The sequence below is a fragment of the Geothermobacter hydrogeniphilus genome (genome assembly GCF_002898515.1).
Taxonomy (GTDB): domain Bacteria; phylum Desulfobacterota; class Desulfuromonadia; order Desulfuromonadales; family Geothermobacteraceae; genus Geothermobacter_A.
In genome coordinates, this window is the sequence record NZ_PPFX01000002.1 from 80,874 (window position 1) to 104,015 (window position 23,142).

The 23,142-nt window shown below is 58.1% G+C and carries 22 protein-coding genes and 1 pseudogene; 6 read left to right on the plus strand and 17 right to left on the minus strand.

What is annotated here, in order from left to right; all coding sequences use genetic code 11:
- Positions 1-10: 10 nt before the first annotated feature.
- From C2E25_RS01420 to C2E25_RS01445, 6 genes are all read left to right on the plus strand, one after another.
- Complete coding sequence (locus tag C2E25_RS01420) at positions 11-1,003, plus strand: TRAP transporter substrate-binding protein (RefSeq protein ID WP_103114034.1); 993 nt, start codon at positions 11-13, stop codon at positions 1,001-1,003.
- 81 nt (positions 1,004-1,084) lie between these two features.
- A complete protein-coding gene (locus C2E25_RS01425) occupies positions 1,085-1,642 on the plus strand; it encodes a TRAP transporter small permease (protein WP_103114035.1) in 558 nt (185 codons plus the stop codon).
- Positions 1,639-3,036 carry a TRAP transporter large permease gene (locus C2E25_RS01430; protein ID WP_103114036.1) on the plus strand — a complete coding sequence of 466 codons (1,398 nt, stop codon included), beginning with the start codon at positions 1,639-1,641 and terminating at the stop codon, positions 3,034-3,036. The genes C2E25_RS01425 and C2E25_RS01430 overlap by 4 nt, the downstream gene beginning before the upstream one ends.
- 72 nt (positions 3,037-3,108) lie before the next feature.
- Entirely contained in the window at positions 3,109-4,140 is a 1,032-nt protein-coding gene (locus C2E25_RS01435; protein ID WP_233189296.1) for a TRAP transporter substrate-binding protein, read from the plus strand.
- 195 nt (positions 4,141-4,335) lie between these two features.
- Positions 4,336-4,824 (plus strand): universal stress protein, encoded by a 489-nt coding sequence (locus tag C2E25_RS01440; RefSeq protein ID WP_103114037.1) that lies wholly within the window; start codon positions 4,336-4,338, stop codon positions 4,822-4,824.
- A gap of 84 nt (positions 4,825-4,908) precedes the next feature.
- A complete protein-coding gene (locus C2E25_RS01445) occupies positions 4,909-5,892 on the plus strand; it encodes a TAXI family TRAP transporter solute-binding subunit (RefSeq protein ID WP_103114038.1) in 984 nt (327 codons plus the stop codon).
- Here C2E25_RS01445 and C2E25_RS01455 read toward each other — a convergent pair.
- The 17 genes and pseudogenes from C2E25_RS01455 to tilS all read right to left on the minus strand — a co-directional run bounded on the left by C2E25_RS01455 (position 5,871) and on the right by tilS (position 23,142).
- Positions 5,871-6,997 (minus strand): annotated as a pseudogene (locus C2E25_RS01455) (dihydrolipoamide acetyltransferase family protein). The gene C2E25_RS01445 and the pseudogene C2E25_RS01455 overlap by 22 nt on opposite strands.
- Before the next feature lie 125 nt (positions 6,998-7,122).
- Positions 7,123-7,278 carry a hypothetical protein gene (locus tag C2E25_RS01460; protein WP_103114041.1) on the minus strand — a complete coding sequence of 52 codons (156 nt, stop codon included), beginning with the start codon at positions 7,276-7,278 and terminating at the stop codon, positions 7,123-7,125.
- A gap of 171 nt (positions 7,279-7,449) precedes the next feature.
- Entirely contained in the window at positions 7,450-8,013 is a 564-nt protein-coding gene (locus C2E25_RS01465) for a ComEA family DNA-binding protein (protein ID WP_103114042.1), read from the minus strand.
- Positions 7,991-9,574 carry a citramalate synthase gene (gene cimA / locus C2E25_RS01470; RefSeq protein WP_103114043.1) on the minus strand — a complete coding sequence of 528 codons (1,584 nt, stop codon included), beginning with the start codon at positions 9,572-9,574 and terminating at the stop codon, positions 7,991-7,993. The genes C2E25_RS01465 and cimA overlap by 23 nt, the downstream gene beginning before the upstream one ends.
- A 77-nt stretch (positions 9,575-9,651) precedes the next feature.
- On the minus strand, positions 9,652-10,884 hold the full coding sequence (locus C2E25_RS01475; protein ID WP_103114044.1) for an aspartate kinase: 1,233 nt from the start codon (positions 10,882-10,884) through the stop codon (positions 9,652-9,654).
- Positions 10,885-10,932: 48 nt separating this feature from the next.
- Positions 10,933-12,330, minus strand: a complete 1,398-nt coding sequence (gene lpdA / locus C2E25_RS01480; RefSeq protein WP_158247086.1) for a dihydrolipoyl dehydrogenase — start codon at positions 12,328-12,330, stop codon at positions 10,933-10,935.
- The gene (tsaE, locus tag C2E25_RS01485; protein WP_103114046.1) at positions 12,317-12,850 is read right to left on the minus strand and encodes a tRNA (adenosine(37)-N6)-threonylcarbamoyltransferase complex ATPase subunit type 1 TsaE; all 534 of its coding nucleotides are present in this window, start codon (positions 12,848-12,850) and stop codon (positions 12,317-12,319) included. The genes lpdA and tsaE overlap by 14 nt, the downstream gene beginning before the upstream one ends.
- Positions 12,847-13,299, minus strand: coding sequence for a CBS domain-containing protein (locus C2E25_RS01490; protein ID WP_103114047.1), 453 nt, complete (start codon positions 13,297-13,299; stop codon positions 12,847-12,849). The genes tsaE and C2E25_RS01490 overlap by 4 nt, the downstream gene beginning before the upstream one ends.
- Before the next feature lie 2 nt (positions 13,300-13,301).
- The gene (locus C2E25_RS01495) at positions 13,302-14,852 is read right to left on the minus strand and encodes an NAD(P)H-hydrate dehydratase (RefSeq protein WP_103114048.1); all 1,551 of its coding nucleotides are present in this window, start codon (positions 14,850-14,852) and stop codon (positions 13,302-13,304) included.
- Positions 14,840-15,244 (minus strand): holo-ACP synthase, encoded by a 405-nt coding sequence (gene acpS / locus C2E25_RS01500; protein WP_103114049.1) that lies wholly within the window; start codon positions 15,242-15,244, stop codon positions 14,840-14,842. The genes C2E25_RS01495 and acpS overlap by 13 nt, the downstream gene beginning before the upstream one ends.
- The gene (locus C2E25_RS01505) at positions 15,244-15,957 is read right to left on the minus strand and encodes a pyridoxine 5'-phosphate synthase (protein ID WP_085009285.1); all 714 of its coding nucleotides are present in this window, start codon (positions 15,955-15,957) and stop codon (positions 15,244-15,246) included. Before C2E25_RS01505 ends, acpS begins: the two co-directional genes overlap by 1 nt.
- A 4-nt stretch (positions 15,958-15,961) precedes the next feature.
- Entirely contained in the window at positions 15,962-17,329 is a 1,368-nt protein-coding gene (gene glmM, locus C2E25_RS01510; RefSeq protein WP_103114050.1) for a phosphoglucosamine mutase, read from the minus strand.
- Positions 17,326-18,000, minus strand: a complete 675-nt coding sequence (locus C2E25_RS01515; protein WP_233189297.1) for a YbbR-like domain-containing protein — start codon at positions 17,998-18,000, stop codon at positions 17,326-17,328. The genes glmM and C2E25_RS01515 overlap by 4 nt, the downstream gene beginning before the upstream one ends.
- An 81-nt stretch (positions 18,001-18,081) precedes the next feature.
- Entirely contained in the window at positions 18,082-18,882 is an 801-nt protein-coding gene (gene cdaA, locus C2E25_RS01520; protein WP_103114052.1) for a diadenylate cyclase CdaA, read from the minus strand.
- 70 nt (positions 18,883-18,952) lie between these two features.
- Positions 18,953-19,825: a dihydropteroate synthase gene (gene folP, locus C2E25_RS01525; protein WP_103114053.1), complete on the minus strand. Its 873-nt coding sequence runs from the start codon at positions 19,823-19,825 to the stop codon at positions 18,953-18,955.
- A complete protein-coding gene (gene ftsH, locus C2E25_RS01530) occupies positions 19,825-21,690 on the minus strand; it encodes an ATP-dependent zinc metalloprotease FtsH (RefSeq protein ID WP_103114054.1) in 1,866 nt (621 codons plus the stop codon). Before ftsH ends, folP begins: the two co-directional genes overlap by 1 nt.
- A gap of 66 nt (positions 21,691-21,756) precedes the next feature.
- Positions 21,757-23,142, minus strand: coding sequence for a tRNA lysidine(34) synthetase TilS (gene tilS / locus C2E25_RS01535; protein WP_158247087.1), 1,386 nt, complete (start codon positions 23,140-23,142; stop codon positions 21,757-21,759).

A 23,142-nucleotide genomic window follows, 5' to 3' on the forward strand; every position in this document is an offset into this window, starting at 1 on the left:
AGAGTTGAACATGAAAAAGAAACTATTGCTGGTCAGTCTGTTTGCTGCGGTTGCCATGGTCGTTACGGCCACGGCATCTTTTGCCGCCCCAATCGTCATCAAGTTTTCACACGTGGTCGCGGAAAACACTCCCAAGGGTCAGATGGCCAACAAGTTCAAGCAGCTCGTCGATGAGCGGCTGGCCGGCAAGGTCGAGGTAGAGGTCTTCCCCAACTCGCAGCTCTTCACCGACAAGAAAGTCCTTGAGGCGATGCTGCTCGGCGACGTGCAGATTGCGGCCCCCTCCCTGTCGAAATTTAAGAAGTACACCAAGAGCCTGCAGATCTTCGACCTGCCGTTCCTGTTCAAGAACATGGACGCGGTAGAAAAATTCCAGCAGGGTCCCTACGGGCAGAAACTGCTCCGGGCCACGGAGAAAAAGGGGCTGATCGGCCTCGGCTACCTGCACAACGGCCTCAAACAGCTCTCGGCCAACTCCAAGCTGGTTGTTCCTGCTGATGCCGCCAAGAAAAAATTCCGCATCATGAGTTCCGACGTTCTCGCCGCGCAGTTTGAAGCGGTGGGCGCCCTGCCGATCAAAAAACCCTTCTCCGAAGTCTTCACCCTGCTGCAGACCAAGGCGATCGACGGCCAGGAGAACACCTGGTCGAATATCTACTCCAAGAAGTTCTACGAAGTGCAGCCCTACATCACCGAGTCGAACCACGGCGTCCTGGACTACCTGGTCGTGACTTCGTCCGAATTCTGGAACGGCCTGCCCGCCGATATCCGCACCGAAGTCAAGAAAGCCCTCGATGAAGCCATCGCTTTCGGCAACAAGGTTGCTGCCGAGAAGGCGATTTCCGACCGCCAGAAGATCATCGACTCCGGCCGGTGCGAAGTCATCGAGCTGACCGACGCCCAGCGTCAGAAGTGGGTTGAAGTGATGAAACCGGTCTGGAAGAAGTTCGAAGGCCAGATCGGCAAGGACTACATCGAAGCCGCTGTCAAAGCGAACGATTAACCACGCTTGGAACAACCCTGACGCGGACCTCGCCGGGCGGGGTCCGCGTTATTTACTGCACGGTGTCATAAGGAATTGATTATGTTGAACAGGATGATAAACAGCCTCGAAGAAGGGATCATCTGCATTCTTCTGGCCGCCATGACTCTTGAAGTCTTCATCGAGGTCGTCATGCGCTACGGCTTCGGAACCGGGGTCATGTGGGGAGAGGAGCTGACCCTGCACCTCTCGGCCTGGATGGTCCTCTTCGGCGCCTCGTACGGCCTCAAGGTCGGCTCGCACATCGGCGTCGATGCCCTGGTCAAAATTCTCCCCCCCCTGGCACGTAAAATAGTCGGTGGGGTGGCAATCTGTGCCTGCCTTTTCTACTGCGGTCTCTTCATCGAGGGAGCCTGGGTCTACCTGCACAAGGTCTACAGCATCGGCCTCGAACTCGACGATATGCCGATCCCCAAATGGATCGCCCACAGCATCCTGCTGATCGGCATGGTGATGATCGCCTGGCGCCTTCTGCAGCTGTTATGGGGAATTTTTACCGGCAAAAACGAAGGATTCGTCCTCACCGACGAGGCCAAGGAAAGTATGCGTCTGGCGGAAGAAACCGTCCAGGTAGCTGGTGCGGGAGGTGATTCCAAATGACCACGGCGGCACTGTTTGTTCTTCTGCTCCTGTGCATGCTGACCGGCATGCCGATCGCTTTTGCCCTCGGACTGTCGAGTATCACGACAATCCTGCTCTTCTCACACGACTCGCTGGCCTCGATCGCTCTCAAGCTCTTCGCCACCCAGTCCGAACACTACACGCTGCTGGCGATCCCTTTCTTCATCCTCTCGTCGACTTTCCTGTCGACCGGCGGGGTCGCCAACCGCATCATCAATTTTGCCACGGACTGCGTCGGCTGGATCCGCGGCGGACTGGCCATGGCCTCGGTTCTCGCCTGCATGATCTTCGCCGCCGTTTCCGGCTCATCCCCGGCCACCGTTGCCGCCATCGGCTCGATCGTCATCGCCGGCATGGTCAAGTCGGGGTACCCGAAGGAGATGGCCGCCGGGGTCATCACCAACGCCGGAACCCTCGGCATCCTGATCCCACCTTCGATCGTCATGCTGGTCTACGCGGCCGCCACCGAGCAATCCGCGGCGCGTCTGTTCATGGCGGGGTTCCTGCCCGGCCTGATGATGGGCTCCCTGCTGATGCTGGTCATCTACCTGGTCGCGCGAGTCAAAGGTCTGCCGGCACAGCCCTGGGTCGGATTCAAGGGCATTCTCAAATCGGGAGGCAGGGCCAGCGGCGGCCTGATGCTGATCGTCATCGTTCTCGGTTCGATCTACGGCGGCATCGCCAGCCCGACCGAAGCCGCCGCTGTTTCCGCGGTCTACGCCTTCTTCATCGCCATCTTCGTCTACCGCGACATGGGACCGCTCAAGGGAATGACCTGGCGGCGCGAAGGAGATTCCGCCAGCACCGTCTTCGCCCGCAACCTGCTGCTGTCGATCAAGGCCTTTCCGCTGTCACTGTTTCACAAGGACACCAAGAAGGTTCTCCTCGACTCGGCCAAGGTTTCAATCATGCTGTTGTTCATCATCGGCAACGCCATGCTCTTCGCCCACGTGCTGACAACCGAGCGGATTCCGCACCACATCGCCGAGATCATTGTCAGCTGGGGCCTACCCGCCTGGGGCTTCCTGGTCGTGGTCAACCTGCTGCTGCTGGCGGCCGGCAACTTCATGGAGCCTTCGGCGATCATCCTGATCATGGCCCCGATCCTCTTTCCGATCGCGGTCAGACTCGGCATCGACCCGATCCACCTCGGAGTCATCATGGTCGTCAACATGGAGATCGGCATGATCACCCCGCCGGTCGGACTCAACCTGTTCGTCACCGCCGGGATCACCGGAGAAAACCTGGTCTGGGTGCTTCGCGCCGCCCTGCCGTGGCTGATGATCCTGCTGTTCTTCCTGGCACTGATCACCTACATTCCGCAGATCTCACTCTGGCTGCCGGAATATATCGACTACCTCAAGGGGTACTGACAGGCGATCACAAACCTGCCGGCAGGGGTCACGGCCCCTGCCGGCAGGACATCCTTATGACGACCGGAAACGATGCGACGTTTGACTCGAAAAACCATCATCAGGCAGCTCAGCCTGCAGCCCTACCGCCTGTTCATGTTCCTGGTGCCTCTGCTTCTGCTGGCCGTCATCACACCGGCTCCGGCCGCCCAGGTGACGATCAAGTTCAGCCATGTTGTTGCCACCGACACTCCGAAAGGGCAGGCCGCACTCTATTTCAAACGACTTGTCGAGCAGAAATCAAAGGGAAGCATCAGGGTCGAAGTCTACCCCAATGCTTCTCTCTACAGCGATCACGAAGCCATCGAGGCACTTTCCCTGAATGTCCTGCAGATGGCAGCTCCCGCGTTTGCCAAGTTCACCCGATTTGTTCCGGAACTGCAGCTGTTCGACCTCCCGTTTCTATTTAAAAACACCCGGCACCTGCACCGGGTCCTCGATGGAGACGTCGGACGGGCCCTGCTCAGAAGTGTTTCCAAACGTGGACTGGTCGGACTCGGATTCTGGGACAACGGCTTCAAACAACTGACGGCCAACCGCCCGCTGGTGTACCCCACAGATGCCGCCGGCCTGAAATTCAGGATTATGAATTCCATGGTCCTGGCCAGACAATTCAGGGCTCTCGGGGCTCAACCGGAAGTGCTTCCCTTTGCCGAGGTCTATGGCGCCCTGCAGCACAAAACGATTGATGGGCAGGAAAACACCCTGTCCAACATCTACAGCAAAAAATTTTATGCGGTTCAGAAAGATCTCAGTCTCACCAACCACGGCTATCTCGGCTACCTGGTGGTCACCAACCAGCTCTTCTGGGGCCAGCTCACCGGCCGACAGAAAAAAATCATTACCAGCTCGTTGCAGGAAGCCACCGCCTATATCCGCGGCAGGGCGGCCGAACTGAATCGGCAGAGCCTGAAGGCCATCAGGTTCTCCGGCAAAACCCGCATCCACGACCTGACCCCGGAGCAGCGTCATGCCTGGCAGATCCGACTGCGGAAAATCTATCCCGAATTCTACGACACAATCGGCAGAAAGCTGATCGAAGACACGGTGGCGGCGGAGCAATAAATACTGCCGGTGAGAAGCAGAAAAGACGACATTCATACCCGTCCAATGTATATCTACAGCTGACCGAAAACCGCTGAAGCATGTTAAAATTGACCAGGTACCGCCGACACGTTTCCAACACCCGGTGAGTGACCGGACAAGAAGACAGGATGTCGTTGTCGTCATTTCCTGAAACGCGATTGATAAGGAGATCCCATGCTGCCTCAATATCAGAACATTCTCGTGACCACCGACCTCAGTCCCAACTCGGAACACGCATTCCGCCACGCGGTGATGCTGGCCCGCCATAATGATGCCAGAATCCATCTGCTTCATGTCGTCCCCGAAATTGACGCTACGGTTCGCAGCTATGTTGCCGCGGTCATGGGGGAAGGAAAACTGGAAGACTTTGAAGCTCAGCATGAGACCAGGGCACAGGCCGCGATCCACGCTGAAATCGATCATTTTGCCACCACTGAACTGACCGACCATCCAGAGGATCTGAAACGTTTTGCCGGAAGCATCGTCACCCACGGCCCGACCGTCGCGAAAATCCTGCAGGTCGCCGATCAAATCAAGGCCGACGTTATCGTCATGGGAACACACGGTAAAGGGGCCCTTGAATATACCTTTCTCGGCAGTACGGCGGAGAAGGTGCTGCGCAAGTCGAAACGGCCGGTCTTCGCCATTCCCCTGCCGAACTGAGAGAAGATCCTTCCGGCATCCTATGCGGGACGGTACAGGGTCTTCCCTGTACCGCCCTTTTTGCATCAGTTCAAGGAGGGCCTGATGACCATTCGCCGGCCGTTTACGGTTCTGGCAATACTGTTCCTGCTCCTCCTGGTCCCTCCGCAGACCGGAGGAGCCGCGACGACAACACTCCAGTTCAGCGGGGGACCCGACGGCGGAACCTTCCAGTACTTCTCCAACGGAATTGCCACCCGCCTCAGCCGTCTGGCCAACAACCTCGAAGTCAACAATCTTTCCTCGGCCGGCTCCGTGGAAAACATTCGCCGTGTCAACACCGGCGAAGCCAATTTCGGCATCGCCTATGCGGGAGACATTTTCCTGGCCGCAAAAGGGAGACTCGACAAAGATCCGAAAAACGACCTTAACGTCCGGGTCATGGCCTATCTGTACGGAGCACCGGTCCACCTGGTCACTCTCGCGAGCAGTGACATTCACAAGGTCAAAGACCTTGTCGGGCACAGGATTGCTGTCGGGGGAACCGGTTCAGGCGCCGCGGCCGCCGCACGACGCTACTTCACCGCACGGGGTCTCTGGACACGGATGAAGATTGAATTTATCGGCTACAGCGAGGCGGCGCGAGCCTTGGCCGGTGGCCAGATAGACGCCATGTGGATCCTGGCCGGATGTCCCAATGCCAGCGTCACCCAACTCGCCGCCCGAAAAAAAATCCGCCTGGTGGATACCTGGGAAACCGGGACCGAGGAACAGCTCCTGCAAAACTACCCCTTCTACGATCCGGTCACCATACCAGCCGCCACCTACCCCGGACTCGGCAGGGACATCAGGACTTTTCAGGATGCCGCTCTCTGGATTGTCGGCAGCCAGGTCCCGTCAGAAATCGTCCATCGCGCCCTGGAAGATATTTTCAGCCCTGAAGGATTGAGCTACATGGTCAAGGTCAAGAGTACCGCCCGGGCAATGTCCATCACCGGCGCACTGACAGGAGTCGTAACACCGCTTCATCCGGGAGCGGAAAAATTCTGGGAGGAAAGGGGACTGACTCAGCTCCCCTCGTCACCATAGTCACAAGTGAGAAGAGTTATCGGTGCTTCCAGATAACTTTTCAGCGTCATCATGAATTCAGCCGCATCCGCGCCATCCAGAATCCGGTGGTCGGCCGCCAGAGTCATGCGCGCCACAGTGGCAACCGCCGGTTCCCCATGATCATCGACAATCACCTCGCCCCGCACCGTTCCGACCGCCAGCACCGCCGCCTGGGGGGGGTGATGATGGCTCGAAAGGATTCAACTCCGAGCATGCCCATGTTGGTGATCGTGAAAGTTCCCGTATCAAGATCTTCCGGCAGCAACCTGCCCCGCTGTGCCCGGTCAACAAGCTCGGCGGCCCGGCGGCTGATTTCCTTGAGACTCATCCCGCTGCAATCCTTGAGGACCGGATTGTAGAGCCCGCGGTCCGTCGCGACCGCCATGACGATATTGACTTTCGGCTGTTCAACGGCCTCACCGTCAACCCACCAGCTGTTCACCCAGGGATGTTCCCGCAGAGTCCGGGCCGCAGCGGCCAGAACAAACGAATTAATGGTAATATCAAGATCTTTACGAAAACGAATGACATCTGTCATATCGATCGCGTAAGTGACATAAAAATGGGGGATGGTACGCCATCCTTCCGTCATCTTGCGTGCCATGATACGCCTGATTTTCACTGATTTCTTTAATTTGGCAGGTTTCTCCGGAGTTTCCCGCATGGACGCTGTCGCCCCGGATGAAACACCGGCAACCCGTTCGACATCCTCCAGAACAATCCTGCCCCCGGGGCCGCTGCCGACAAGAGTCGCGGGGTCCAGACCCAATTCCGCGACTCTCTGTTCGGCCGCCGGTGACATGGGACCGGTCTCACGGCTGCCCGCCCCCCCCCGTCGCTCTTGTGAAGCATCGCTGATCAGAGCGAGAACACCGCCAACCGGCACTGTCTCCCCGACTGCAACCGGCAACGCGGCAATCACCCCATCACAATCGGCTTCCAACTCAATCGTCGCCTTGTCGGTTTCAATGTCGGCAATGACAAGCCCTTGATGAACCGGATCCCCGACTCCGACACGCCAGCCAAGCAGGGTGCCCTCCTGCATCTCCTCGCTCAATTTCGGCAAACAGATAGTCTTCCCCATACAATGTCTCTCCCCAAATAGACCGCAACCCTAGTCACTAAAACAGTTTACCCCTTGCAACACCAATAGCAAAAGGCCGGGCGTGCAGCCCGGCCTTTTGTAACGACATAATCTACGTGGGTCATTCAACCCAGAAAAACATTGTTGTTCCTCGCCCGGTTGGCGAGAATCGTCGGATCGACCACCTCACCACAGGAGCAGCACTTCCAGGCGTCGAAGGAACGAACAAAATCGTAATACTTCTCAGCGTACATGCGTCCACGGCATTTCGGGCATTTCATGGCGTCTCCTCCTTGTTCAATGGCTTGATCAAATCCCTGACAGGATGTTTTCTTTCCCGTGTGCCATAGAGCTATTTCACAGGACGTGCCAGACTGAGAAAAATAAAATGACTTTTTTAGTAATATTTATCCTTAATTTTTTTTCTCTTTATTTTTCGGCAACTTCCAAGATCAAAATAATGCTGAATTTTTTCTTAATACAGCAGGACCGATACCGGGAACTCTCTGAAGTCCATTGAAGTTACGGAAATCGCCATATTTTTGACGATTTTGAACAATCCGCCGGGCCAAACCCGGCCCCACGCCCGATAAAAAACACCAATCCGATTCTGTCATTCGGTCAGGGTGAAGCGGTATCCCTAAAACAACCCGCTGCGCCGCCGGCATCCAATGCCGCACAAGAACCTGATTTTGCGCCTGATTCCCTGTAAATTCAAGGCATTCTCCGCTTCTGATCGGCCATCTCCGCAACTCCCGAACGAGGCGAGCCCGATTTTCCGAAGAAACCGTCATTGAAATGACGGACAATACATCAGAAGCGTCAGAAAATTGGTGGATGCCCGGACTGCAAAACCCTTTTCCAAGTGATATCAGTAACTTATTATGGTCAAAAACAAAAGACGGGGTCCCCCAATGTAGCAGGGGACCCCGGTAAAATGATGTGGCTATCAGAACCAGCAGCAGCAAGCCCAGCAGGCGACCGCCATCCCGTTTACTCTTTCTTGTCGGCAGCATAATCCTGGACAAGTTTGTACTGGATGGCGTCGATCAGGGCCTGGTAGGAAGCATCGATAATGTTGTCGCTGACACCGACGGTTCCCCAACGGGAGTTTTTATCTCCCGACTCGATCAGAACCCGGGTAATGGAAGCCGTACCACGGCCTGCCGGCAAAACCCGAACCTTGTAGTCGAGCAGTTTCATCTGCTTGAGCTGCGGATAGAACTTCTCCAGCGCCTTGCGCAGGGCATGGTCGAGAGCGTTGACCGGCCCCCGCCCTTCAGCCGCGGTATGCTCGATCTTGCCACCGACCTTGACCTGGATCGTCGCCTCGGAAAGAGGATTGTCATCATCATGGCGCTTGGTATCGATCACCCGAAACCCGAGGACCGAGAAGAAATGCCGCAGGGTGCCGAGGGCCCGACGCATCATCAACTCAAAGGAGGCTTCCGCTCCCTCGAACTGGAACCCCTGGTTCTCCAGATTTTTGATGGTTTCAAGAATCTCCTGGGTCACCGGGTCCTTGCTGTCAAGATCAATATTGAACTGCTCGGCCTTGGCCAGAATATTTGAGCGCCCGGAAAGATCCGAGACCAGCACCCGCGTCAGATTGCCGACCTTCTCCGGACGGATGTGCTCGTAGGTTTCGGGGTGTCTCTGGATGGCTGAAACATGCACTCCGCCCTTGTGGGCGAAGGCCGAATTGCCGACGTAGGGCTGATGCTTGTTCGGCACCAGGTTGGCAAGTTCGTACACCGTCCGCGAAGCGATCCGCAAATGGCGCAGTTGGTCTTCGGTCATGCACGGGCGGTTCATCTTCAGGGCCAGAGCCGGAGCGATGGAACAGAGGTTGGCATTGCCGCAGCGCTCACCAAAACCATTGATGGTTCCCTGGACATGAACGGCGCCGTGTTCAACAGCGGTCAGGGAGTTGGCAACAGCACATTCACTGTCATTGTGGGCATGAATCCCGAGCGGAGTGCTGATATGTTTCCTGACGTCGTCAATGATGTCGGCGATCTCAAACGGCAGGGAGCCGCCGTTGGTATCACACAGGACAATGCAGTCAACATCGGCATCGGCAGCCGCCTTGAGCGTCTGCAGGGCATACGCGGGGTTGGCCTTGTAACCGTCGAAAAAGTGTTCGGCATCATAGATCACTTCACCGACATGCTGCTTGAGATAAACCAGCGAGTCATTGATCAACTCAAGGTTCTGTTCCAGGGAGATCCGCAACGCCTCGCGCACATGAAAATCCCAGGATTTTCCAAAGATGGTGATGGTATCCGGCTCGGCCTGGATCAGGGTACGGATGTTGTCGTCATCTTCCGGTTTGACCTTGGCCCGACGGGTCGATCCGAAGGCGGCGATTTTAGCCTGTTTGAGGGAGATGTTGCGAATCTCCTTGAAGAAAGCGATATCCTTCGGATTGGATCCCGGCCACCCGCCCTCAATATAATGGATGCCAAGGTCATCGAGCATTTCGGCAATACGAACCTTGTCGGCAACCAGAAACGAAATATCTTCGGCCTGGGTGCCGTCCCTCAGGGTCGTATCATACAAACGGATCTGACTCATACTCTCCTCCCCTTCTCAAAGGAGCCCGCCCATATCGGCAGGCCACCCGCAAAATAGCTGCGCCGGAGCGCAGCAGTCTATTCCTGCTGCACATCCTCGGCACCCAGCCCGAAAGCCTCGTGCAGAACACGTACCGCCAACTCGGTATATTTCGCGTCGATAATACAGGAAACCTTGATCTCGCTGGTCGAAATCATCTGGATATTGACACCCTCCTGCGCCAGGACCTGGAACATCTTGCTGGCAACCCCGGAGTGAGAACGCATACCGACACCGATAATGGAAATCTTGGAGATCGCCTCGTCACTGCAAACCTCGGCGGCACCGATTTCCCGGGCGCACTCCCCGACAATCTGCAGGGCCTTCCGATAATCTCCCTTGGGGACGGTGAAGGTCATATCGGTGATGCCGTCACTTGAAACATTCTGAATGATCATGTCGACGGTAATGTTGGCATGCGCCAGCGGCGTGAAGAGCTGCGAGGCAATGCCGGGCTTGTCGGGGACTCCCAGCACGGAGATCTTGGCTTCATCCTTGTTATAGGCGATTCCCGAAACCAGCACGGTTTCCATATCGGCATCCTCCTTCGTCACCAGGGTCCCCCGGTGGTCGTTGAAACTTGAGCGGACGTGAATGACCACGCCGTATTTCTTGGCAAACTCGACACTCCTGATCTGCAGCACCTTGGCTCCCAACGAGGCCATTTCAAGCATCTCGTCGTAGGAGATCTTCTCAATCTTGGAAGCATTGTCGACAATGCGCGGATCGGTCGTGTAGACGCCGTCAACGTCAGTGTATATCTCGCAGACATCGGCCTTGAGAGCTGCCGCCATAGCCACCGCGGAGGTATCGGAGCCGCCGCGGCCGAGGGTGGTGATATTGCCGTCCGGATCGATACCCTGGAAACCGGCGACGATGATAATGCTGCCGGCATCGAGATCGTGCCGCACCCGGGCATCGTCAATGCAGTCGATTCGGGCCTTGGTGTGAACGGCATCGGTCCGTACCGGGATCTGGCTGCCGAGATAACTCTTGGCGGCGTACCCCATCGACTGCAGACACATCGCCAGCAAGCCGATCGTCACCTGCTCTCCGGTCGAAACAACAACGTCGTATTCGCGCTCGTTGGGAAATTCACAGACCTCCTGGGTCAGGGCGACCAGGCGGTTGGTTTCTCCGGCCATGGCCGAGACGATGACCACCACATCGTTGCCTTTATCATAGGTTTTTGCCACTCGGCGGGCAACATTGCGGATCCGCTCGACCGTGCCGACCGACGTTCCGCCGTATTTCTGAACCACCAGAGCCATGGTTCTTCCGTCCTCCCTGAGACCGGCACATGCAGTGACCGGCAACTGTTAACGTTTACGCCGTCCGACCTTGTGAACGGCCTGACCGCTGACATCCTCAGCCGCCTCCTTGACCATCTCCGGAAGGGTCGGGTGAGAATGAATAATTTCACCGAGTTGCTCAGCTGTCAGACCGGCGGCCATGGCGACACCGACCTCGGCAATCAGGGTCGAGGCATCGGCCCCGGCGATCGACGCGCCGAGCAGGCGACCGCTCCTCTTTTCAGCAAGCAGTTTGATTGATCCTTCGGTTTCGCCTTCACAGACCGCCTTGCTGGTCGCCAGGTAAGCGAAGCGGCCGATCGCAACCTCGATCCCCTGCTCCTTGCACTGCTCTTCACTGAGGCCGACCTGGCTGACTTCGGGCAGGGTGAAAATGGAACTCGGCACCACCCGGTAGTCCGCATGCGCCGCCCCCCCCAGAGCGTTGGTCACAGCAATACCGGCCTGGTAGGAAGCAACATGAGCCAGTTGAATGCCGCCGGTCACGTCGCCGATGGCATAAACATCATCAACGCTGGTGCGCATCTGGTCATCAACCCGAACACAACCACGCTCATCGCGGGCGACGCCGACCTCCTCAAGCCCAAGACCTTCGGTATTGGGTCGCCTGCCGATCGCGATCAGAACTTTTTCCACCTGCAGGACGTCACCGTTTGAAAGAGTCGCCCTGACCCCGCCGTCAATGGTCTCAAGAGACGTGACCGAGGTACCGGTGAGAACCTTGACATCCTGTTTCTGAAAGCTTTTTTCAACCTCCCGTACCGCCTGCCGGTCACTCATCGCCAACAGCCGCGGCAATGCTTCGACCACCGTCACCCGGCAACCGAAAGTTGAAAAAATACTTGCAAATTCACAACCTATATAGCCTCCACCGACCACCAGCAGGCTTTGCGGAAGGTTCTTAATAGCAAGAATTCCGGTACTGGTCAAAATATTTTCCTCGTCAACCGGCAGGCTTTTCGGCACCGCCGGCAACGAACCGGTCGCCAGAATAATCTTTTTCGCCCGGACATGACCGACCACCCCTCCTCGCCGCACCCGCAAACGTCCCGGACCCTCCAGGGTACCGCGGCCACGAAACAGGTCGACACCATGACCCTTGAGCAGTTGTTCAACCCCGCCGACAAGTTTCGCCACCACCTTGTCCTTACGTTCAGCGGCACGGGTATAATCAAAATTGAGCGAAGGGATATCGATGCCATGATCGGCAGCCTGCCGCAGACGACGCAGCAGGTGGGCGGTACTGAACAGGGCCTTGGTCGGAATACAGCCGCGATTGAGACAGGTTCCGCCAGCTTTGTCATCTTCAATCACACAGGTCGCCGCGCCGGCACGGGCGGCTTTGATCGCCGCGACGTAACCGCCGGGGCCCGCTCCGACGACTGCGATATCAAATTCCTTCATCGTTTCCTCCCTGACAACCCGGCATCTGCGGGCCGTTTTCCGTTTGCCACCTGTTACGGACCTGTTCCAGCCAAGCTCCGGCCAGGCTTCCCCGGGGGCTGAAGCTGAGCAGACGCTCGTCCTCTTTCTGACCATAACCGAGCCGCAGAAAGATTCCCGGCGGCTGCAGATCCGGGAAACGGTCCAGCCACTCAACCAACGTGACGCCATCTCCGTAGAGACAGTCATCAAAGCCGATCTCATCCAGCTCCGTGATATCCGTGAGGCGGTAGAGATCGAAATGAAACAGCTGCAACCTTCCCGAATAGAGATTGAGCAGGGTATAGGAGGGGCTGGTCACCGGCATCCGCTCCGGGACATCCAAACCGGCAGCCACTCCCTGGGCAAAGCAGGTTTTTCCCGCCCCCAGTTCACCATTGAGAAACAGCGCCGCCCCCGCCGGAGCAGTCTCGCCGAACATCCGTCCGATACGATGGGTATCCTCCGCGCTGCGACTGAGCATTTCCCAGCAACAGTTCATAAATTCATCGAGCGAATAATATCAAGCCGGCCGACCACGCCGAGGACATGACGATTGTCATCCACGACCGGAATCAGGTGAACTTTTTTATCGACCATCATCTGCGCCAATTCGGCAACGGGTGTTTCCGGGCGACAGGTTGGCGGGTCACGACGGCAGATAGCATCAACCCGGCGGGCAGTGACCTTCTCGACTTCCTGCCGGAACTCCTTTTCGCTTTCGAGATAGAAAACCCAGTCAAAAATCGAAATTACGGTCGGAATATGCAGGGGACGGTCCTGCTCGACCAGATCGGTCTGGGTGACGATGCCGAACAGCTTCTTTTGCTCATCGAGCACCGGCAAGGCGTTCTTGTCCAGTTCGACAAACTTTTTCCCCAGTTCATCAACGCTGGTGTCAGGTGTTACCGTGTAGACTTCGCGGGTCATGATGTCAGCAGCGGTCAGCATAGCTAGCCTCCTTTCAAAGCCTGGCGGGTCGAGGGAATTTCGGTGGCCAGTTCACCGGCAAGCATGCCGGCATCCCCGATTCGGCAACGCAACCGGTCTGCGGCAGCGCCATGCAGGTAGACACCCAGGCGTGCCGCTGCAAAACTGTTCAGTCCTTGGGCAAGCAGTCCACCGATCAGCCCGGTCAAGACATCGCCGCTACCGGCAGTGGCCAGCAGCGGGTTACCACTGCTGTTGACCGCCCACTCTCCCGAGGGAGAAGCAATCAGCGTCGGTGCCCCCTTGAGGACCACCACCACGCCCCGGCGCATGGCAAAATCACGGGCCGCGGACGGTCGGTCGGCTTCAACCTCAGCGACACGTGTTCCCAGCAGACGAGCCATCTCCCCGGGATGCGGCGTCACCACCAGTGGCTCTCCACCATGACGACGCAGAATCTCAGTTGCGTCGGCCAGGACATTGAGAGCATCCGCGTCGAGCACCAGGGGGCCCTTCCAGTCACCAAGCAGACGGGTCACCAGCGACCGGATCGAAGAGGACTGTCCCAAACCGGGCCCGATGGCGAGCGCCTGTTTTCCGACCGTCAGTCGCGACAGCGCATCAGCCGCCGCGGCCGCGATCTTCCCCTGATCCTCGGCCAACGGTTCCGTCATCGCTTCCGGAACCGCAGCCGCGATAATCGGCTGCTGGCTGCCGGGCGCAGCCACCGAGACCAGCCCAGCGCCACTGCGCAAACCGGCCTTCGCGGCGAGAACCGCCGCTCCGCTTTTACCTCGGGAACCGGCAACCAGCAGGAGATGCCCGAAAGTGCCCTTGTGTCCGCAACAGGGACGATCCGGGAGCAGGGAGCGCGCCTCCTCCGCGGTCAACCAAAAGCAACTTTCGTCCAGATCTTCGGCCAGACGTTGCGGGATGCCGATATCAACAATACGCAATTCCCCCCGCAACTCGGCACCGGGATGAAGCAGGTGACCGAGTTTCGGCGCGGCAAAGGTTACCGTCACATCGGCCCGGACGGCACAACCGAGCTGCCGACCGCTTCCGGCGGCAACTCCCGACGGAATATCGACCGCCACAACCGGTCCCGCGAAAGCGTTGATCCACGCGACGGCCATCGTCGCATGGCCGCGCAGATCGGCATTCAAACCGGTGCCGAACAGGGCGTCGACCACCAGTTTCGGCTGACAACGAGCCAGTTCGGTCCGCAGGCTCTCCTCATCGACGACGACTGTGATCTTTCCATGGCGATTCCTCAGTGCCCGCAGGTTGACGGCGGCATCACCAACAACCTGATCGGCCTCGGCCAGCAACAGGGTTTCAACCTGCCAGCCGCGATCCAGCAGCAACCGGGCAACCACGAAGCCATCACCGCCGTTATTCCCCCTGCCGCACAGAATCAGCACCGGTCCCGGAGAAAGGTCGGCATACTCATGGCACAGAACATCGGCAACCGCGCGTCCGGCATTTTCCATCAGAACGACGCCCGGCACCCCGATCTCCTCGATGGTGCGCCGATCCAGTTCGCGCATCTGTTCGGCAGTCAGGACTCGCATGACTTCTCCAGTATAACAGTTGCCATGGCGTAATCACCGTCATGGCTGTAGGAGAGTACCGGCGGCAGCAACCCGCGCTCCGCCTGCAGTTCGGCCGCCGTTCCCGTCAGGACAAAGGATGGTTTTCCCAGCGCGTCACGAACCACCTCCATATCCTGCCAACTGAGCCCCTGACGCAGGCCAAGGCCATAAGCCTTAAGCAGTGCCTCCTTGGCGGCGAAGCGGGCGGCGAAGTGGCGGGCCGGAACCGCCCGGGCCAGGCAGTCATCCCGTTCCGAAGCGGTGAAAAGCCGCCCCAGGACCGCCCTGGCCGGGTCGGCAAGCAATTTTTCAAAACGGGAAATGCGAACCAGGTCGACGCCCAACCCGGCAATGGAAGATGTGAGCTGCATCAGCTGATCAACGCCAGCATCTCACGCACCGCGCGCTCCATGCCGACCAGCACCGCCCTGGAGATGATGCTGTGACCGATATTGAATTCATGAAACCCGCTCAGCGCCGCCACTTTATCGACGTTCTGGTAATTGAGACCATGTCCGGCGTTGACCCCAAGGCCAAGCTTGCGCCCGGCCCGCAGGGCGGTTTCGATCTTCTCCAGTTCCTGACGGCGAAGCTGGTCGGTACGTGCCTCGCAATAGGATCCTGTATGGATTTCGATAAAGTCGGCGCCGGCCCGATGGGCCGCCTTGACCTGTTCTATATCAGGGTCGATGAAAAGGCTGACACTGATACCGGCCTGCCGCAGAAGACCGGTCTGTTTCTTGATCAGGTTTCGATGCAGGCAAACATCCAGCCCGCCCTCGGTGGTCAATTCCTCACGTTTTTCCGGAACCAGAGTGGCACTGTCGGGAAGAATATCAAGCGCGATGCCGACCATCTCGTCCGTTGCCGCCATCTCCAGATTGAGCCGTGACTGCACTGTCTGTCGAAGCAGGCGCACGTCACGGTCCTGGATATGGCGGCGATCTTCGCGCAGATGGACGGTGATACCGTGGGCTCCGGCAAGTTCCGCCAGAGACGCGGCGATAACCGGGTCGGGTTCACTGACGCCACGGGCCTGACGCACCGTGGCAACATGATCAACATTGACGCCTAGTTTTGCCACTGGATCAAGCCTCCTCTTCCACGCCGATTTCATTTTTGACCATGACCGCGATGTCATTTGCCATTTCGGCGATCTGCCGTTTGTCAGATCCTTCCAGCATAATCCGCAGCAACGGTTCGGTACCTGAATAACGGATCAATACCCGCCCTTCCCGACCGAGCTTTTTTTCCACTGCGGCAACAGTTTTCCGTACACCGGGACATTCTGAAAGATCGCGTCTTTCGGCAACCCGGACGTTGACCAGTACCTGCGGCAGAGCGGTCATCACCCGGGCAAGTTCCGAGAGTCTGCGCCCACTGCGCTGCATGATCGCCAGCACCTGCAACGCGGAGAGCATACCGTCGCCAGTGGTATTGTGATCAAGAAAAATCATGTGCCCCGACTGCTCGCCACCGAAATTATAGCCGTTACGGCGCATCTCCTCGACCACGTAGCGGTCGCCGACGGCGGTACGGACCATCCTGCCGCCGGCCTTGCGCATCGCCAGTTCGAGGCCGAGATTGCTCATCACCGTCGCCACCAGCGTTTTATTGGCCAGGGTTCCGGAGTCCAGCATCCGAATGGCGCAGATCGCCATAATATGGTCTCCGTCGACCTCGTTACCGAATTCATCGACAAAGATAACCCGGTCGGCGTCACCATCCAGGGCAATACCGAGATCAGCCCGGTGCTCGCGCACCGCTTCGGCAATCCCTTCGGGATGAAGGCTGCCGCAACCGGCATTGATATTGGTCCCGTCCGGAGACACCCCGAGACGAACCACCTCCGCCCCAAGTTCCTCAAGCACCGCCGGTGCGACCTTGTAGGCGGCGCCATGGGCGCAATCAAGGACAATTTTAAGGCCCTTAAGGTCAAGATCACGGGGGAAGGAATTTTTCAGGAAGACGATGTAACGGCCGCCGGCATCATCGATACGGAAGGCCTTGCCGACCTCGGCGGCAATCGGTCGCAGGGCATCGATCTTTTTCGAGAAAATCAGATCTTCGATACTCAGTTCCTGCTCATCGGGAAGTTTAAATCCGTCGCCGGAAAAAAACTTGATGCCGTTATCCTGATAGGGGTTGTGAGAAGCGGAAATCACCACCCCGGCATCGGCCCGCATCGACGAGGTGATAAAGGCAATACCCGGTGTCGGCAGGGGCCCGACCAGCAACACGTCAACGCCCATGGAACAGATCCCGGCGGCAAGGGCATTCTCGATCATATAACCTGAAAGACGGGTATCCTTGCCGATGACGATTCGATGTCGCTTCACACCGTCCTTGAAAATATAGGCCACCGCCCGTCCGAGCTGCATGGCGATTTCACTGGTCATCGGGTGGATATTGGCAACGCCGCGCACACCGTCGGTGCCGAACAACTTCTTCTTCATTTTGCGTCCTGTTTTTTGCCGGCGGAGCCCTTGGCGCCGCCGGCGGATTCGGCATCACCGGCAGTTTCGGCCGGAACCTTTTCCACCAGGTTGCCCTCCGGCTCAGGAGGTCCCTTAATTGTGACCTGCACTTCAACGGCCGCCTGTCCGGTCAGCCTGGTATAGGTGCCGCGGTAAGCAATCGGCACCATCAGCGTAAAACTCTCTTTGACTCCGGCCAGATCAACCGGCTCGGTCTGGACCTGGTGGACATTTTTCAGTTCGCTCTCGGCGCCCTCGATCGTAACCTTTGACGGTTTGATACTGACCTTGACCAGTTTGTAGCCTTCGGGCGGTTCACCGCTGACGGCCACCTTAACCGGAACACTCTTCTTTTTAACCCGTTCCAGTTTGACATCGACATAGGATGGAGAGAGTCGCGTGACACGCAACGCGCTGGGGATATTAAGCCGTTCATCAAGACGTTTAAAGGAAGTGATTCCCGGTTCCAGGCCCTTCAGATCGACAGAAATACTGACATCCTGCGGGCTGAGATTCATCAGCAGGGTACGTGGCCCACTGATACGCACATCGATCAGGTTCGGCACTTCATTGGCAATCATCATCCCCTTTGGAATATTGCCGAGGTTGAGGGGGACGGAGAGGCCGATTTCCTGTCGCCGTTCTCCCATGACAAAAAACCACAGAACCAGAGCGAATATCAGTGAAATCAGTTTCAGGAACCAGTTTTGCGCCAGGCTACTCAGCATAAATCACCGTTTTTTCGGGGATTTCCGGGTCTTGCGATCCTTCGGCTCCAGCAGTTTCTTCAACACCCGTTTCAAGCCGTTAGAGTCGAGATCACGGGTAATCCGCCCCCCGATAACCACCGAAATCTTGCCGGTTTCCTCCGACACGACAATCGCCAGAGCATCGACCAGTTCGGTGAGCCCGATAGCGGCGCGATGCCGGGTTCCGAGGGCCTTGCTGACAGTGGTATCCTGGGTCAGCGGCAAAAAGCAGCCGGCACGTTTCAGGCGTCCCTCCTGCAGGATCAGGGCGCCGTCGTGAATCGGGGCCTTGGGATTGAAGATGGAAATGATAAGCTCGCAATTGACCTGGGCGTCAATCTCGACACCAACCTCAAGAAAATCGTTGAGCCCGGTTTCACGTTCGATGACGATCAGCGCGCCGATGCGTTTGCCGGCCATAATGACGCAGGCCTTGACCAGCTCCTCCATGATCGCGCTCTCTTCCCGATACGACATGTCGGCAAAAAAGGGATTCCGGCCGACGTGAATCAACGCCCGCCGGATATCATTCTGGAAGATGACAACGATGACCAGAATGATTGAAGAAAGGAAATTATCGAGCAACCAGTGCAGGGTATAGAGCCCGGAGGCCTGGGAGACGACATAGACGATCAGAACGACCGCCAGGCCGAGCAGCATCTGCACCGCACGGGTGCCTTTGATCAACAGGATGATGCGATAGATAATAAACGCCACCAGCCCGATATCGAGTGCATCGAGCAACCAGCGAAAATCATGCAGTGCGTCAATCAGACCGCCCATGGGGCTCCATCCTGTGCAGCAGAGAAATAACGGGAATCATTCGTCCCGAGCGTAACGGGACACGGGCGACCTAAAAGACAACGGGATCGCGACAAACCGCCCAGGCCATCAGCGCCGTCTGGCGTGCCGCGGCGACATCATGCACCCGGTGCAGCATGGCACCCCGGCTGACTCCCAGTGCCACCGTCGCCAGGGTTCCGGCAAGGCGCTGCTCCGGATCCTGCTGGTCGAGTATCCGACCGATAAAACTCTTGCGTGAAGTCCCCAGGAGAATCGGCACTCCAAGACACCGCAACTCGGAAAGGCGGCGCAGAAGTTCAAGATTTCCGGTCACATCTTTGCCGAAACCAATACCGGGATCAACCGCCAGCTTTGCATGGGGAACTCCGGCAGCCTCGGCCTGATCCATAGCCCGACGCAGAAAGGCAACAACTTCACCTAAGAGATCATCGTAGCCGGTTTGCTGCTGCATCCGATCCGGGCGCGCCGGGGTGTGCATCAGAAACAGCCCGGCTCCGGCAGCGGCAACCACCTGAGCCATCTCGGCATCAAAACTGAGACCGCTGATATCGTTGACGAAATGAGCACCGGCGGCAAGGCATTCGCGTGCCACTCGACTCTTGCTGGTATCAACCGAAATGATCGGCCCAAGCCGCCCGACAAGGGCCTCGACCACCGGCACAACCCGGGCCAGTTCTTCCTCTTCGCTGACAACCGCGGCACCGGGACGGGTACTTTCGCCGCCGACATCGATCAGGTCGACGCCTTCAGCCAACATTCGTTCCGCATGGCGCAGAGCCCCATCCAGACCAGTGTAACAGCCGCCGTCATAAAAGGAATCAGGGGTCAGATTGAGAATCCCCATGATTCGCGGGCGATCAAGCTGAATCCGACACTCTCTACCCTCAAGGACAGGGGCCGGAGCCTGTGCAAGGAAGGGCATCAGGACTCCGGGGGATCGGCCTCCGGCGCATTCTCCGGAACAGCCCGTCTGTCGGAATCCCTGTCCGCAGGGGTCTGTTCCGCCGGGAAAACCAGGTCCTTGAGCTCCCCGGCGTCAAGATTCTCCCGCTCCAGCAACGCCTCGGCGACCCGATTCAGTTCAGCCTTATGATCTTCCAGAATCTGCCGGGTACGCTGGTAATTGGAGGTGACGATCGCCTGGATCTCCTCATCGATCTGCCGCGCCGTGTCCTCACTGTAATTCTTTATATGGCCCATATCACGGCCGAGGAAAACCTCACCTTCCTTTTCACCGAAGGTCAGGGGTCCGAGGGTATCACTCATCCCCCATTCGCAGACCATCTTGCGGGCAATGGCCGTGGCCCGTTCCAGGTCGTTGGCGGCACCGGAGGTAACACTGTCGAAGGTCAGTTCTTCGGCCACCCGACCACCGAGCAGGGTGCAGATCTTGGTATGCAACCCGACTTTGGTTTCATTGTATTTTTCTTCTTCGGGCAGATACATGGTGACCCCCATGGCCCTCCCCCGGGGAATGATCGAAACCTTGTGTACCGGATCAGCACCCGGAATGAACTGGGCAACCAGCGCATGCCCCGCCTCGTGGTAGGCCGTCACCTTTTTCTCATCTTCAGTGATGACCATCGAACGTCGCTCCGCGCCCATCATCACCTTGTCCTTGGCGGCCTCAAGTTCCTCGGTTTCAACCCGGTTCTTGTCAGCTCGGGCGGCAAGCAGGGCCGCCTCATTGACCAGGTTGGCCAGGTCAGCCCCGGAAAAACCAGGCGTGCCGCGGGCAACGGTCTCCAGATCGACATTGTCCGCCATCTGCACCTTGCGGGCATGAACCTGCAGGATTTTCAACCGTCCCTTGATGTCAGGACGCGGCACCACCACCTGACGGTCGAAACGACCGGGACGCAAAAGCGCGGGGTCGAGAACGTCGGGACGGTTGGTGGCAGCGATCAGAATCACGCCTTCGTTGGATTCGAACCCGTCCATCTCGACCAGCAACTGGTTGAGAGTCTGCTCTCGTTCATCGTGCCCCCCCCCCAGACCGGCTCCGCGGTGCCTGCCGACGGCATCGATTTCATCAATAAAAATGATACAGGGTGCCTGTTTCTTGCCCTGTACGAACAGGTCACGCACCCTGCTGGCACCGACGCCGACAAACATCTCGACAAAATCAGAACCGGAGATGGAAAAGAAGGGAACCCCGGCTTCACCGGCTATCGCCCGGGCCAGCAACGTCTTGCCGGTTCCCGGTGCCCCGACCAGCAATACGCCCTTGGGAATACGGCCGCCAAGCCGGGAGAACTTTTTCGGGTCCCTGAGATAGGCGACGATTTCCTCAAGTTCATCCTTGGCTTCATCGATTCCGGCGACATCCTTGAAGGTCACCCGGGCCTGACCGTCGTTGAGCAGCTTGGCCCGGCTCTTGCCGAAACTCATCGCCTTGCCGCCGCCGGACTGCATCTGGCGCATGAAAAAGATCCATACCCCGATCAGCAGCAGAATCGGTCCCCAGGAAACCAGCAGGGTGAACCAGAAACTGCGATCCTCCTCGGGACGCGCCTGGATAACAACCCCCTTGGCGCGAAGATCCTTGATCAGTTCAGGATCATCCGGAATGTAGGTCTTGAAAGACTTGCCATCCTCGTAGCGACCTTCGAGATTTGGCCCCTGGATGGTGACTTCCTTGACCTGGCCGTCATTGACGGCCTCTAAAAACGCCGTGTAGCTGATCGGCTTCTGATCCTGTCCATGCTGTGTCATCATGTTGAACAGCAGGATCATGACCAGGGAAATGACCAACCACAAAGCGAGATTTTTATAAAACTGGTTCACGGTACCCCCTAGGTGGCGTAGCGACAGGAATGCGCTCTTCCTCAAGCGCTTAATGATCCGGAAAACTTAACACGAAAAAGTCGTCTTCTCAAGCAGTTTTGTCCCCTCCGCCCCCCGAACAAGCGAGCACCGCAGCACTTTTGCACCCTCTCCCGCGACCAGCCCATGGCACCGGCGAAGACCGACAACCCAGAGAATCCGGTCCCCGACCAGCAGCGCCTGACCGGCCCGCTGTTCATGACTCAACCGGGCGGCAATGAAATAATCCTTGAGCTTGCGCTGACCGGGTGCGCCGCAAGGGTAAAAACGGTCTCCAGGACGTCGGTTCCGCAACCACAGGGGAAAACGGATTTGATCCGCGGAGAATTCAACCTCATTTTCTCCCAGGGCCCTGCCCCTTTCCGCGAAAGCCAATCGCAGAAACCGGCCGTCGGGAAGTGGGTAGACTCCCGGGGCGGCAACTTCAATCTGCCACTCGCCGGGAATTTCCGGGGGCTGCCGGCGCAGCAGCACCCGGTCGTAACGACGCGCCACCCAAAGTCCGGGCAGATCGACCGCCAACTGCGGTCGGGCGGCCTCGAGCAACCTCTCGCATGCAACCAGGTGAACTTCACCGTAGTCATCCCTGCCGCCGTACCGCCGCAGCAACTGCAGCCAGATCCTGTGCCTCAGGGCGGGATGCTGTTGCGCCAGAGAGGCCAGCGGCAGCCACGCGCCGTCGGTCTCGGAGTGAACGTGACAGTCGGCCCAGTCGTCAACCATCTGCCGCCAGTAATCCTCGTCCCGCCCCGCCCGGGAGGCCAATTCGGCCAACTTCTCAGGCGCATCCGACTGAATTTCGCTTAATAGGGGCAGAACCTGATGACGCAGACGGTTGCGGGTCCGGGCCAGGTCACGGTTGCTGCGGTCCTCCCGCCACGTCAGTTGCCGGTCATGTAAAAAAGCCCGCAACTGATTGCGGGAGAAACCCAGCAGGGGGCGAAGAAAAGGGGGATCACATGGCGCCATGGCGGCCAGGCCGGTGGTGCCGCAACCACGCAAAATGCGAAACAGGACTGTTTCCGCCTGATCATCGCGGTGGTGACCAAGAGCAATACGGCTGCAATCGGTCCGTTCCGCCACCCGGCAAAGAAAACTGCGACGTACCCTCCTGGCAACGGCTTCGAGATTCCCGCCGGCGGCTGCGGCAGCGATATTCTCCCGTTCGACAAAGCATTGCAGGCCGAGGAGATCGGCCTGTGAAACGACAAATCGTGCGTCCTCACCACTCTCCGGACGCAGGCCATGATCCAGGTGGGCCACAACGAGATGAAGATCCAGGGCCGGGGCCGCCAGAACAAGCAGTTGCAACAGCGCCATCGAATCGGCGCCACCGGAGCAGGCCACAACCAGCCGGGTTCCGGCGGCAAGACGACATGGCCCCTGCAGGGCGGCAAGGAATTGCTGAAACAC